A 14,195-nucleotide genomic window follows, 5' to 3' on the forward strand; every position below is an offset into this window, starting at 1 on the left:
CCCCCAACTTTCTCCTACTAATATTTAATGTTATTCTGCTATCGATCCAACTATTCGCTTTTCTATTTCCGCCAATAGTTCATCTCTACCCATTTTTGTCTCGGATGAAAATAGGATTAAAGTATCGGATGAATCCATCTGCAAAACTTCTTTTACTTGTTTTAGATGTTTGTGCCATTTACTCCGCGGCAATTTATCTGCCTTTGTAGCTGCAATAATCACTGGGATTTGATAATGTTTTAAAAATTGATACATACTCTGATCGTCTTTTGTCGGGGGGTGACGCAGATCAACAATTTGGATAACACTCATAAGATTGTCCCGATTGGTAAAATAAGTTTCCATCATTTTACCCCAAGACTCCCGAACCTTTTTGGACACCTTCGCAAATCCATATCCAGGAACATCTGCAAAAACGATCTCTTCATTGATTAAAAAGAAATTAATCGTTTGCGTTTTCCCCGGTCTGGAGCTAATTCGAGCAATATTTTTCCGATTGACCAAGCAGTTAATCAAAGAAGATTTACCAACATTGGAACGGCCAGAGAGTGCAATCTCTGGCCTATTCTCCGTTGGATATTGTTCCGGTAGCACTGCACTGGTCATAAATTCAACCTGTGTGATTTTCATCGTATTCCCTCATTAATGCAATCTGTAATACTTCATCTAAATGAGACACTGGTGTAAAGACAAGATCTTTTTGTACACTCTCTGGGATATCCACTAAATCTTTTTGATTCTCTTCTGGGAAGATAACATGCTCTATCCCTGCACGGTGTGCGGCCAAAGATTTTTCTTTTAAACCACCAATTGGAAGTACACGTCCACGAAGTGTTATTTCCCCTGTCATCGCCACTTTACTAGATACAGGAGTATTAGTAAGTGCAGAAACGAGAGCTGTTGCCATCGTAATCCCCGCAGATGGACCATCCTTTGGGATTGCTCCTTCTGGTACGTGGATATGGATATCGTTTTCTTCATGAAAGTTTTCAGGGATCTGCAACTCTTTGGCACGTGAACGTATATAACTAAATGCAGCTTGAGCCGATTCTTTCATCACGTCTCCAAGTTGACCAGTCAAGGTCAATTTACCTTTACCAGGAAGCAGTGTGACTTCGATTGCCAGCGTATCACCACCAACTTCCGTCCATGCTAAACCTGTAGCCATTCCAACTTGATCTTTTGATTCTCTTCGACCATAACGGAATTTATGGGGTCCAAGCAAATCTTGTAATTTTTCTTCATCTACCACGATTTGATCCGTTTTACCTGAAACAATATCTCTAGCTACTTTTCGGCATAGTGTACCAATAACTCGCTCTAAACTACGAACCCCTGCTTCACGGGTATAGTAGCGAATAATAGCTAAAAGGGTTTCCGGATCAATCGTCAGCATTTCTTCTGTTAATCCATGCTCTTCTAGTTGTTTTGGGATCAAATAGGTTTTGGCAATTTGTTCCTTTTCTAATTCCGTATAACCAGAAAGATTGATGACTTCCATCCGATCCAACAAAGGACGTGGGATACTATACATTGTATTTGCAGTAGTAATAAACATTACTTTTGATAGATCATATGGAATTTCAATATAGTGATCACTATAAGTAGAGTTTTGATTTGGGTCTAATACTTCTAACAATGCAGAAGCTGGGTCTCCACGAAAATCATTGGACATTTTGTCAATCTCATCTAGTAAGAATACTGGATTAGCAGAACCTGCTGTTTTCATTCCTTGGATAATACGTCCAGGTAATGAACCAATGTAAGTTCGTCGATGTCCGCGAATTTCCGCTTCATCATGTACACCACCAAGGGAAATACGAACAAACTTACGATTCAAGGATCGAGCTATTGATTTTGCTAAAGAGGTTTTCCCTACTCCAGGAGGACCAACCAGGCATAAAATAGGCCCTTTTAGCTTCTTCACCATCTGTTGAACAGCCAAATATTCCAGAATTCGCTCTTTTGGTTTTTCCAAACCATAGTGATCTTCATCTAGTATTTTTTCTGCTTCATTGATATCTAGTCGATCTTCTGTTTGATATTCCCAAGGAAGATCCAAAAGCCAATCGATGTAGTTGCGAATTACTCCCCCTTCAGCTGAAGTTGTGGGGGTTTTCTCAAGTCTATCAATTTCTTTGGACACTCTTTCTTTTACAATATCTGGTGCCATCAATTTGGATAATTGTTCGCGAAGTTCTTCTGCTTCACCAGAACGACCTTCTCTATCACCCAATTCCTTTTGGATGGCTTTCATCTGTTCTCGAAGATAGTATTCTTTTTGCGCTTGTTCCATTTGTTTCTTTACTTGCGCATGTATTTTACGCTCTAGTTGCAAAATTTCCTTCTCATTATGAAGAAGACCAAGCAACTTCTCCAAACGTTCTTTTACGGTTGGTAATTCTAAAATCGCTTGCTTATCTGTCAATTTGAGTGGAAGGTGGGATGCAATTGTATCAGCTAATCTCCCTGGTTCTTCTATGTCTTCCACAGTCTGATAAGTATCTGCAGATAACTTTTTAGAATAACGCAAATACTGTTCAAAATGATCGAGTACAGAACGCATTAATGCTTCCATATCTTGATCAACTTCAACATCATCGGAGATTTCTACCACATTCGCTTCGTGATAGGATTCGTTATTGGTTAGTGATTGGATAGAAGCACGGGTTATACCTTCTACCAACACTCGAACCGTACCATTAGGCAATTTTAACATTTGCCTTACTTTTGCAATCGTTCCGACAGCAAACAAATCATCTTGAGCTGGCTCTTCTATCTGAGCATCTTGCTGAGTTACTAACAAGATGTGGTTCTCCTCAACCATTGCTTGGTCCAGCGCGCTTATTGACTTTTCTCTACCTACATCTAGGTGGAGTACCATACTGGGAAAAACCAATAGTCCACGTAATGGGAGAAGTGGATAGGTTTTTTCTTGTTCTTGTTGAGCCATTTCTGCACCTCCATGCTGCCAGCTTTATCTTGAAGAATTTTATCTTATTCGTTTTTGTTTGTCCAATCAAAGGTAGATTCCATAGAAGGAATAATACTATCTGCTGCCCAAGCATTCCCTAAAGTGGTAATATCTTCGACCTCTTTTTGCGGGGATGAAAAAGCAAGCTCAATCACTTGTTCCAAAGTTTTGACAGGAATTACTTTGACATCATCTAGTTCTTCAAAAAGTGATTGCATATTATCACTTGGAATAAAAACACGCTTTGCGCCTGCTTGCCTTGCAGCATCTACCTTGGCAATGACACCACCTACTGGTTTCACATTTCCATGAATACTCAGTTCACCTGTCATCGCTAAATCATTATCAATCGGAATTCCTTGTACAGCAGAGTAAATAGCAGTAGCTATTGTAATACCTGCCGAAGGACCATCAAGTGGTATACCCCCGGGAAAATTAACATGCAGATGGTATGATTCTGGGTTAATATCTGTTCTCCGGAGTACAGTAAGTACATTTTCAATGGAACCACGTGCCATACTTTTTCGCCGCAATGTTCTCCTATTGCCTCCGAGCTCTTCCTCATCTACTACCCCGGTTATTTGGAGCGATCCAGTACCACTTTTAGCTCTGGTGGCTGTCACTTCCACCTCCAGAATCATACCAGTATGATGACCAAACACACCTAGCCCAGTGGCAAGTCCAATGTGAGCTTTGGCTGGCATTTTTAAATCTGGTCGCGGACTTAATTGACTAACATGCACTACCCATTCAAGATCAGATGTTTCGATCCGTTTCCGTCCATCTGTCATCGCTAATCCTACAGCAGTTTGCACCATATTTACAGCATCACGTCCACTACTAGCGTATCTCTCTAAAACTCGTATTGCATCAGGATCATAAGCAAACGAGATGCGTTCTAATGCCTGTTCAGCTATTTTTCGAATTTCACTAGCTAATAATGGACGAAAATAAATTTCCATACATCTCGAACGAATTGCAGCTGGTATCTCATCTGGTACTCGTGTAGTAGCGCCAATAAGACGAAAATCAGCTGGTAAACCATTTTGAAAGATATCATGAATGTGATGAGGAGTGTTCTTATCTTCACGGCTATAATAAGCGCTTTCCAAAAACACCTTGCGATCCTCTAATACTTTTAAAAGCTTATTCATCTGAATGGAGTGCAGTTCGCCAATTTCATCGATAAATAAAATACCACCATGTGCTTTTGTAACTGCACCTGGCTTTGGTTGCGGGATTCCAGCCATTCCCATTGCTCCTGCACCTTGATAAATAGGATCATGCACAGAACCAATCAACGGGTCTGCTATCCCACGTTCATCAAATCTAGCAGTGGTAGCATCTAGTTCCACGAATTTTGAACTCTCGTTAAAAGGCGAATGGTCATTTTTCTTCGCTTCTTCTAAAATCACACGAGCTGCAGCAGTTTTTCCGACCCCAGGTGGTCCATAAATAATAACATGTTGTGGATTAGGTCCGCAAAGAGCCGCTTTTAATGCTCGAAGCCCTTCTTCTTGTCCGACAATATCGGTTAAACCTACAGGCCTAGTCCTCTCTGCGAGTGGTTCCGTAAGCGAGATGTTCCGCATTTTCGTCCATTTTTCAATTTCTTTTTTGGATTCTTTATCAACTGCACTTTTGCTTGATTGCTGTGTTTTTAAGAGATTGAAGAAATACAACCCAATTACAATTGAAAAGAATACTTGTAAAACCATCACAATGGTAGTCCAATTCATATAGGACATCCTTTCCCCCTAAAGTCCTTCTCTTCCTTTAGTATCACCGAAAAGGGAAAGAATATTTCCTTAAGATAAATGATTCTTTGCTATGGATTACCGTTTTTTCATATACATATCAAACGCCCAGTGCAACATTGGAATAACAGGATAGTCCCACTCTCCAATTAATTCACAGACATCACCATTAAATCCTACTCTGAACTTGAGCAGTTCAAATTCGTGGTGTTTTTCATCAAGCCAGATACTGACTCCTCGAAAGTCAAAAGTATGATCTCCCTTGGAATGTGCATCTTGAATCATTTTCCAGCGGAGCAAATAGCTCGCAGCATGATCTGTCTTCCTAAGATGAGCGCTATACAGATCCCAAACTTGTCCACTCACACGGATCGCCAAAGATGCACTTAGTAACTGATCATTTTGTCGAGCATAATAAATACGAATTCGAGTAGGGTCTTCTTTTGATAATTTATCTACCATTTTTTGGAAATATTCGATATCTCGGGATTCTTTTTGATCATGTTTTGCTTCTTGTGCCAGAAGAGCATGAAATTCGCGAATATCCTGCAAATTCCCCACACTTACCTCCACACCTTCCCATTCTGCTTGGTTAATTTTCTTCTGCCAAATGGGGTGAAATGATGCAAATATTTGATCTAGTCCTTTGTTTGCTAAATCCAAACGATAAACAAAGTTAGGTTGTACGGTATCAAAACTATCTTGAGCGATCTTCTGGCGCCAACCCATCTCATTTAATTCTTGTTGAATAAACTCAACCTCACGAAAAACCTGAGTGGGAGGCAAATCGGTTATCTTTTTATTTTTTAAACCATGCGTTTGAAATTGAAGCATTCCATTAGTAATACTATCACTGGACCATTTTTTTCTAACAAGAGGCGGGTCAATTTTCACACTAAAAACATTTCGTTGTTTCAAATGACGGAACAAGATGTGAAACCAATCTTTCAAACTATATTCAGTTGAAAACCAGTCAATCAAAGGACCACGTGGTATGTACGCTAAAAATTTATTTAACCCAGGCACTTTGCGATATAGTACATTCGTTCCACCAACCATTTTTCCGTCCTTGGTCATCCAACCTAAAAACTCACTTGACCAACTCCACTCTGATTTTAAATCAGACCATGAAGGATACTGTAAAAAGTTTCGCAATGGGTGATTTTCTACGAAATTCATATAACTGTTTCGGTCTACCACCACTAATTTTAACAACGATTTCACGCCTTTCTCTGATGCAGTTGCTTCTATCCCCTAATACCATTAAAAAACAGTTCACCCGATTATTAGGTAGAACTGCTATTTGTACTTGTCTGTAAATAGCTATTTCATTTTAGCACATCATACACAAATTGGACACAAAAAATGAACAGCACCCTACACACAACATACAAATCCAGCTACAAATAGACGAATATTCTTTCTTTTCCTATACAAAATGAATGATATTATAATATTTTCATAATTTCTAATATGATCCAATATTCACTAAAATATGATCAAATTTACATTATTTAGCTATTTTTAGTTTGATCATTATCGCCTCTATTAGTGATTCATTTTAATCCCCTGCGGAAATAATGTCAAAAAAATCTGACCATAGGAACGAAAAAAAAGCGATCCTTAAATAGGATCACTCAGAAACAATTTAAGCGGACTCTTCTTTCTTTTTATTAACAACTCTTCCTTCTCGGGTAGTTAATTTTGGTGCTTCTTTGTTTATAACAGATTCTTTTGTGATGGAGCACTTGGTCACGTCGTCACGCGATGGCAAATCAAACATGACATCAAGCATAATGGATTCGATAATCGCACGTAATCCACGAGCACCCGTTTTTCGTTTAATTGCCTCCGCAGCAATAGCTTCTAGAGCTTCCCCTTCAAAATGAAGTTCTACGCTGTCCATCTCTAACAATTTACTGTACTGTTTGACCAAAGCATTTTTCGGTTCTGTCAAAATTTGAATGAGCGCATGTTCATCCAAGGGTTCCAAAGTAGACACAACTGGCAGTCGGCCTACAAACTCTGGAATTAACCCAAACTTTAAAAGATCTTCTGGAAGAACCAATTTGAGGTATTCTCCAGGTTTTAGGCTCGCATTTTGCATATCTGATCCAAAACCAATAACTTTTTTACCAATGCGGCGTTTGATCAATGTTTCCAATCCATCAAATGCACCACCACAGATAAACAAAATATTACTGGTGTCAATTTGGATAAATTCTTGGTGTGGATGCTTACGACCACCTTGAGGTGGAACACTTGCAACGGTTCCTTCTAAAATTTTTAGAAGTGCCTGTTGTACCCCTTCACCGGAAACATCCCGAGTAATAGAAGGATTTTCCGATTTACGAGCAACTTTATCGATTTCATCAATGTAAATGATTCCACGTTCTGCTTTTTCCACATCGAAATCAGCAGCTTGGATTAATTTTAACAAAATATTCTCTACGTCTTCTCCTACATACCCTGCTTCAGTAAGAGAAGTGGCATCTGCTATGGCAAATGGCACATTCAAAATTCGAGCCATGGTCTGCGCTAGCAAGGTCTTCCCGCTACCTGTTGGTCCAAGTAATAAAATATTACTTTTGGATAGTTCCACATCATCTGTTTTTGATGTAGAGTTTACTCGCTTGTAATGGTTGTATACAGCTACAGAGAGCGACTTTTTCGCTAATTCTTGACCAATGACATACTGATCTAGAATATCTCTGATTTCTTGAGGTTTAGGTAAATTTTTAAGATCTAATTCTTCTTCACTACCTAGTTCCTCTTCCACAATCTCATTACAAAGCTCGATACATTCATCACAAATATAGACACCAGGTCCAGCTACTAATTTTCGCACTTGATCTTGGGACTTTCCACAGAAAGAGCACTTTAATTGACCTTTTTCTTCATTAAATTTGAACAAGATCGGTTCACCCCTTTCGATGTTAGATACGTACTAGTACGTCATCTACTAGTCCATATTTTTTTGCTTCTTCTGCACTCATAAAATTGTCTCGATCCGTATCCTTGGCAATCTGTTCTAATGATTGTCCTGTGCGCTCCGAGAGAATACGATTTAATTGGTCTTTCGTACGAAGAATCCAATCTGCATGAATTTTAATATCTGATGCCTGTCCTCTTGCGCCACCAAGTGGTTGGTGAATCATAATTTCACTGTTTGGCAATGCAAATCGCTTTCCTTTTTCGCCCGCTGCAAGCAAAAATGCTCCCATACTTGCTGCAAGACCAATACACATAGTGGATACTGCCGGTGCAATAAACTGCATCGTATCAAAAATAGCCATCCCTGCTGTTACGCTTCCCCCTGGAGAGTTTATGTACATGTGGATATCTTTTTCTGGATCTTCTGCTGCTAAAAACAGGAGTTGCGCGACTATTAGGTTTGCTATGTTGTCATCAATCGGACTACCGATAAAAATAATCCTATCTTTAAGCAAACGGGAATAAATGTCGTAAGCTCGTTCGCCACGGTTAGATTGCTCCACTACCATTGGAACCAAAGGCACAGGTTAACACCTCATTTTTAAGAAATGCGACAATGCTACAGAACAAGGCACGTGAGAACCGTGCCTTGAAATGAACAATCTCCTTATTCCATTATGCCGTATTTTTACGGTTCAATACAAGTAGATCGATAGTTTTCTTACGCTTTAGAGATTCACGTAATGATTCAATATTACCTTGTTTATTGATAATATCTTTTACCTCTTCCACATCACGATTCATTTCTTTAGCGGTTTGGACGATTTCTTCCTCTACTTCTTCTTCGGATACTTCTACGTTTTCTGCATGAGAAATAGCTTCAATTACGAGATCAGCACGTACTTTTTTGCTCGCATCTTCATTCATTTGAGCCTTAATGTCACTTTCGGATTGACCAGTAAGCTGCGTATACAATTCGATGTTTAGACCTTGGTATCCTAGATTTTGTACAAAGTGACCATACATGTGCTCTACTTCATGATCAATCATCGCTTCTGGAATATCTATCTCTGCATTGTTTGAAGCAACTTCCACCACTTGATTGCGAATGTACTCTTCTTCTTCTTTATTGAGTCGCTCTTCTAGTTTATGCTCCAAATCTTGTTTTAGTTCTGCTAATGTTTCTTTTTCGCTAACATCTTGAGCAAACTCATCATCTAGTACTGGAAGATTTAAACGCTTAATTTCATGCAGTTTCACTCGGAAAGTAGCAACTTTTCCAGCAAGGTCTGTCGCACGATAATCTTCTGGGAAAGTAACATCTACGTCTTTTTCTTCTCCGAGCTCCAGATCGATGAGTTGCTCTTCGAAGCCAGGAATAAAAGTATTAGAACCAATTTCTAGAGAATAATTCTCCCCTTTACCACCTTCAAAAGCAACTCCATCAACAAATCCTTCGAAATCGATGACAACAGTATCGCCATTTTCTACTGCCCCGGATTCAACAGGCTCCAATGTTCCTTGTTGCTTTTGCATTTTTTCCAGTTCTTCGTTCACTGCTTCTTTTGTCACGGAGAAATCTTTCTCTTCAATTTCAATCCCTTTATATTCCCCTAATTTTACTTCTGGTTTAACTGTAACAGTCGCTGTGAAAATAAGGGATTTTCCTTTTTCCAATTGTTCCACATCTACTTCTGGACGATCAACGGGTTCAATCCCGGTTTCTTTAATCGCATCTTCGTATGCCTCAGGCAAAAGTATATCCAATGCATCTTGATACAAAGACTCTATACCAAATCGTTTTTCGAATATTTGACGTGGGATTTTTCCTTTACGAAATCCTGGTACATTTACTTTCTTTACAACTTTCTTAAATGCTTGGTCTAGGGCTTGAGACACCTTTTCTTCTGGTGCTTCTACCGTTAAAACCACTTGGTTATTATCACTCTTTACAAAACTAGCTGTCATCGAAAGAACCTCCTACAAGTCCATAAAATCTTTGCCGTATCAGCACTTACAACCATTCCATTATAAACACGTTCATGGGTAAGCGCAATAAATTAACCTCAATGGGTATTTTTTAGCAGTATGTATATGGCCAGATAACGTTTATTTTACAACAAATATAGGAAAGTGAGAAGATGGAACAATTTTCTGCCTCCTATTATTTCGTTTATGCCGATAAAAGCAGCAAAAAAACCTTCGTATCCAGCATAACTCGTAACATAAATTTTGCCTTAACCCCATTGTATTCACTACAGGCTATGTTGTACCCGAGCTTAACTTTCCTTCCAAAGTCCATTTTTGGAAAAATTTAACTCATTGATGAACTCAGATTCCCTGCTCTTTTAGGGGAAACATACTATTCAGATAAATGATCACCTTATGCTATGGTTTTCCCTAGTCTTCTTAGAATTTTTTATCCTTTTTACATAAAGCATTCATTACTAGCGCAAGATAAAAAATATTATATATATCTTACAAAGAAAGAAAAAGGTGCAAAAAAACATGTTTGAGAGTTTTTTTTCAAATCTACTCAAGTGGAATATTTGGGTTGGTGCTTTGGTTACTTTTATCATCCCAGTAGGAATACAAAAGTTATACGATTGGTTGCATGCTAGTTTGAAGAATTCTACTTCGGAATAAATGTTTACTTTTTGAAACGAAAGGGGGATTACGATGAAAGACCGGCAAAAAAGTTCTAGAAATAAAGACAAAGACACCAACAGGACCGAAGAGAAACCGCAACAAGTGAAATCTCACCACGTATCTGAGGATATCCAAGCAAATATAGAACAAATAAAACAAAGCATTGGCCATAATACAGATGTAATCTTTCGTTCGTTTCAACTCGGTACGACAAAATTACAAGCAGCTATTGTCTATGTTGACGGTTTAGTAGATAAAGACTTGATCCAAGATCAAATTTTAAAATCCATGATTTATGATTTATCTACCATTTATTCAGAAGAACAGCTTGATGACCACGATCATTTAAAAAAGTGGATAAATAATAATGTTATCTCTCTAAGTGAGGTAAAAGAAGAAAACTGCTTCGATAACGTCATCACTTCGATTCTTAGTGGCTCTACCGCCTTATTAATAAACAGCATCAATACAATTTTTCTTTTAGGAACTATTGCTTATAAATCACGTCCCATTGAAGAACCAATTACAGAAGCATTAGTAAGGGGACCAAGAGAAGGCTTTAATGAGAACATAGCAGATAATCGAGCATTACTGCGACGGGGATTGCCGGACCCTGCTCTCACCATGCTGGAATATGAAATGGGACAGCGATCGAAAAAAAAATTGTTGCTTGTTTATATGGAGGGAATCACCAATCCCGATTTACTGACTATCGCCAAAAAAAGATTAGAAAAATTTAATCTCGATATTGCCTTAGAGTCTGGGTATGTTGAGCAATTTATCGAAGATGATCATTTCTCTATTTTTCCACAAGTTCAAAATACAGAACGTCCAGATCGAGTTATCGCAGCATTAACAGAAGGAAGAGTCGCCATTCTATTAGATGGAACTCCGTTTGCATTGATTATTCCGGTTACTTTTTCCATGCTGTTACAATCTCCAGAAGATTATTATGAGCGTTGGATTCCTGGTTCCCTTATCCGTATCCTTCGTTATTTAGCTGCATTTGTCACCGTGTTTCTTCCATCTATTTATATTTCTTTTATTTCTTTCCATCAAGGACTCATTCCTACAAAATTAGCAATCTCTATCGCTGCAACACGTGAAGGTGTGCCTTTTCCTTCTCTTATAGAAGCATTACTTATGGAGACCGCTATTGAAGTCTTACGGGAAGCAGGATTGCGATTACCGCGACCTGTTGGACAAACCGTAGGGCTAGTAGGTGGATTGGTTGTAGGCGAAGCAGCAGTAAACGCTGGCATTGTCAGTCCAATTATGGTCATTATCGTTGCGATAACTGCCATCTCCTCTTTTGCCATCCCTCAATATGGAGCTGGTATTTCCCTCCGGATGTTGCGTTTCGGGGCGATGTTTTGTGCTGGTATCTGGGGACTTTATGGGGTTATTCTCTTTTTTCTGTTACTCGCTATTCATATGTGCAAATTAAAGAGCTTTGGAGTCCCTTATATTTCCCCGGCTGCTCCTTACCGTTTGAATGATTGGAAAGATTTTCTGTTTCGATTACCATTAGTAACAATGAAAAAAAGGCCCCAAATGATGCACACCTTAGATGATAAGCGTCAAAAAGGTGGAAGTTGAATAGACAGGGGGGACAATCCATGATGAACCAGAACCAAACAGATCGAATAACCACTACTCAATTGGCTATCTATGTATCCACTCATATGACGGCTTTAGGGATCCTCACCTTACCAAGGGGAGTAACTGCGACAACACAATCTCCTGACGGCTGGATTTCTATCCTCCTTTCCGGATTGGTTATTAATCTATTTGCTATTGTATTAGTAAAACTTTGCCAGCGATTCCCTCATGAATCATTTTATCAGTACAGCCCAAAAATCGTTGGAAAGTGGTTCGGCATTTTACTGAGTTTAAGCTTAATAGCTTATTTTGTATTACTAGGTTCATTCGAAATCCGAGGAATGGCAGAAGTGACACATTTGTACTTATTACCTCGTACCCCATTCATGGCAACTATTATACCTTTTATTTGTTTAGGCGTTTATTTAACCGTAGGTGGTATCAATCCGCTTGTTCGTTTATTTGAAGTATTGTTTACCCCTTCTATCCTTATCTTTGTCATCGTTATTCTATTAAGTTTAAAGACATTTGAACTAAATAACTTACGACCCGTTTTGGGTCAAGGGATTTTGCCAGTAATCAAAGGAATGAAACCGACGGCTCTAGCTTTGACAGGGCCAGAAACGATGCTGGTCGTCATTTCTTTTATGAAAGAACCACAGAAAGGTATCAAAGCAGCTACCATTGGTATTGCTACTCCATTGTTCTTTTATATTATGACTACCATTTTCACCTTAGGCTCGCTAGGTACCGCAGGGGTACAGACCAAAACATGGCCTGTACTAAGTTTATTTCGCCAGTTTGAATATACTGGAATCCTATTTGAACGGTTTGAAACCTTTATGCTGGCAATTTGGACTTTGCAAATTTTCACCACTTTTGTAACCTGTTTGTATGTATCTGCCCTTGGATTCTCGCAGATATTCAAACAAGAGTTAAGAACATGTATTTTTTGTTTAGCACCATTTATGTATGTGATCGCACTTTCTCCTAAAAACATCAATGATTTTTTTCATCTTGGCGACTTGCTCGGTTATGTGGGTGTTGGTTTCATCATTGTTGTTCCTGCTGTCATGCTCATTATTGCGATGGTAAGAGGAAAAAAACATGTTCCAGCTTCTTAAAATATTCCTCATTTGCTGTTCGATCTATATCGTTTCAGGATGCTGGGATAGTAAAGATATTGAAGAGTTAGCAATGGAGGTTGGCGCCGCACTTGACAAAACGAGTACTCCTCAATCTCATCAGGAACAAGGATATCATAAACAAAATATGATCAAAATGACGCTGCAAAATATTACTCCATCGGACAAAGGTGCACAGCAACAAAAATATGAAAACATAACAGGCTCAGGAGATTCCCTGCTGGAAATCTTTCGTGAGATTTCACTAAAGAAAGACACTCCTCCCTATGGGGCACATTTAAAAGTACTTGTCATCGGGGAGAAACTTATGAAAGATAAAAACTTACAAATCTTACTAAGCCTTTTTGACCGTACATTTGAAGTTAGAGACAGCTGCATTTTGCTAGTCGCCAAAGGCTCCGCTGCTAATACATTGAAATTAGCCACAAATGTCCCAGCTTTCACTTTAATTGGCATTGAGAAAAACCGATATCGATCATCCAAAATGTTACCTGAGATGACACTTGGTAAAGTCACAAGCAAGATGGCAAATCACAATAATTTTATTATACAAGGAGCCAGCGCGAAGAAAGGAAAAATCAAATTTAATAGCGGTGCGATTATCAAAGGGAATACCAATAGATTAATAGGATTCCTCAATGAAGATGAGATTGTAGGATTAAATTTTGTCACAAACAAATTAAAAGGCGGAATCATAAAAGGAAGAGATCCAAAAACAAATGGGCTTATCTCTTATGAAGTATCAACCGTTAAAAGCCAAATCGTACCGCACCTAGACGGAGAAAATATCTCATTTGATGTAAATATTGAATCTGAAGGTCGCTTAAATGAAGATCAGATTCATGCAGGAAATGCCTTTTCCAATAAATTCATAGAGCGCGCAGAAGCGGCTATTAAAAAAGAGGTAGAGCACGTTGTTCATCAATCTTTAGACAAGATACAAAAAAAATATCAAATTGATGTAGGTGGTTTTAATGAGCAAATACGCATTCAATATCCAAAAGAATGGATGCACTTAGAGAAAGATTGGGACAAACGGTTTAGTCAAGTACCAATCAAATCCCATGTTTCCATTACGATACGTGATTATATGGTAAAAGGAAAAAAAGAAATATCGGATTAAATCGCATAGAA

11 protein-coding genes are annotated in these 14,195 nt (G+C 38.6%); 4 read left to right on the forward strand and 7 right to left on the reverse strand.

Going from position 1 to position 14,195, the window contains the following annotated elements; genetic code table 11:
* Positions 1-30: 30 nt before the first annotated feature.
* The 7 genes from yihA to tig form a co-directional block, all read right to left on the reverse strand.
* Positions 31-630, reverse strand: coding sequence for a ribosome biogenesis GTP-binding protein YihA/YsxC (gene yihA / locus AC5WOF_RS06915; RefSeq protein ID WP_496049211.1), 600 nt, complete (start codon positions 628-630; stop codon positions 31-33).
* The gene (gene lon / locus AC5WOF_RS06920; protein WP_496049212.1) at positions 611-2,953 is read right to left on the reverse strand and encodes an endopeptidase La; all 2,343 of its coding nucleotides are present in this window, start codon (positions 2,951-2,953) and stop codon (positions 611-613) included. The genes yihA and lon overlap by 20 nt, the downstream gene beginning before the upstream one ends.
* A gap of 44 nt (positions 2,954-2,997) precedes the next feature.
* Positions 2,998-4,713, reverse strand: coding sequence for an ATP-dependent protease LonB (gene lonB, locus AC5WOF_RS06925; protein ID WP_496049440.1), 1,716 nt, complete (start codon positions 4,711-4,713; stop codon positions 2,998-3,000).
* 96 nt (positions 4,714-4,809) lie between these two features.
* Positions 4,810-5,946 carry a lipid II:glycine glycyltransferase FemX gene (locus AC5WOF_RS06930; protein ID WP_496049213.1) on the reverse strand — a complete coding sequence of 379 codons (1,137 nt, stop codon included), beginning with the start codon at positions 5,944-5,946 and terminating at the stop codon, positions 4,810-4,812.
* A 433-nt stretch (positions 5,947-6,379) separates the two neighbouring features.
* A complete protein-coding gene (clpX, locus tag AC5WOF_RS06935) occupies positions 6,380-7,645 on the reverse strand; it encodes an ATP-dependent protease ATP-binding subunit ClpX (protein WP_496049214.1) in 1,266 nt (421 codons plus the stop codon).
* A 22-nt stretch (positions 7,646-7,667) separates the two neighbouring features.
* On the reverse strand, positions 7,668-8,234 hold the full coding sequence (clpP, locus tag AC5WOF_RS06940) for an ATP-dependent Clp endopeptidase proteolytic subunit ClpP (protein ID WP_496049441.1): 567 nt from the start codon (positions 8,232-8,234) through the stop codon (positions 7,668-7,670).
* A 106-nt stretch (positions 8,235-8,340) separates the two neighbouring features.
* Positions 8,341-9,633: a trigger factor gene (gene tig / locus AC5WOF_RS06945; protein WP_496049215.1), complete on the reverse strand. Its 1,293-nt coding sequence runs from the start codon at positions 9,631-9,633 to the stop codon at positions 8,341-8,343.
* Between the two features lie 540 nt (positions 9,634-10,173).
* Here tig and AC5WOF_RS06950 point away from each other — a divergent pair.
* Genes AC5WOF_RS06950 through AC5WOF_RS06965 form a run of 4 tightly spaced genes read left to right on the forward strand, consistent with a single transcriptional unit; the run spans position 10,174 to position 14,184 of the window.
* Complete coding sequence (locus tag AC5WOF_RS06950; protein WP_496049216.1) at positions 10,174-10,311, forward strand: hypothetical protein; 138 nt, start codon at positions 10,174-10,176, stop codon at positions 10,309-10,311.
* 33 nt (positions 10,312-10,344) lie between these two features.
* Positions 10,345-11,913, forward strand: coding sequence for a spore germination protein (locus AC5WOF_RS06955; RefSeq protein ID WP_496049217.1), 1,569 nt, complete (start codon positions 10,345-10,347; stop codon positions 11,911-11,913).
* Positions 11,914-11,933: 20 nt separating this feature from the next.
* The gene (locus AC5WOF_RS06960; RefSeq protein ID WP_496049218.1) at positions 11,934-13,040 is read left to right on the forward strand and encodes a GerAB/ArcD/ProY family transporter; all 1,107 of its coding nucleotides are present in this window, start codon (positions 11,934-11,936) and stop codon (positions 13,038-13,040) included.
* On the forward strand, positions 13,024-14,184 hold the full coding sequence (locus tag AC5WOF_RS06965) for a Ger(x)C family spore germination protein (RefSeq protein WP_496049219.1): 1,161 nt from the start codon (positions 13,024-13,026) through the stop codon (positions 14,182-14,184). The genes AC5WOF_RS06960 and AC5WOF_RS06965 overlap by 17 nt, the downstream gene beginning before the upstream one ends.
* Positions 14,185-14,195: the final 11 nt, after the last annotated feature.

Source organism: Shimazuella sp. NTD250 (genome assembly GCF_059510375.1).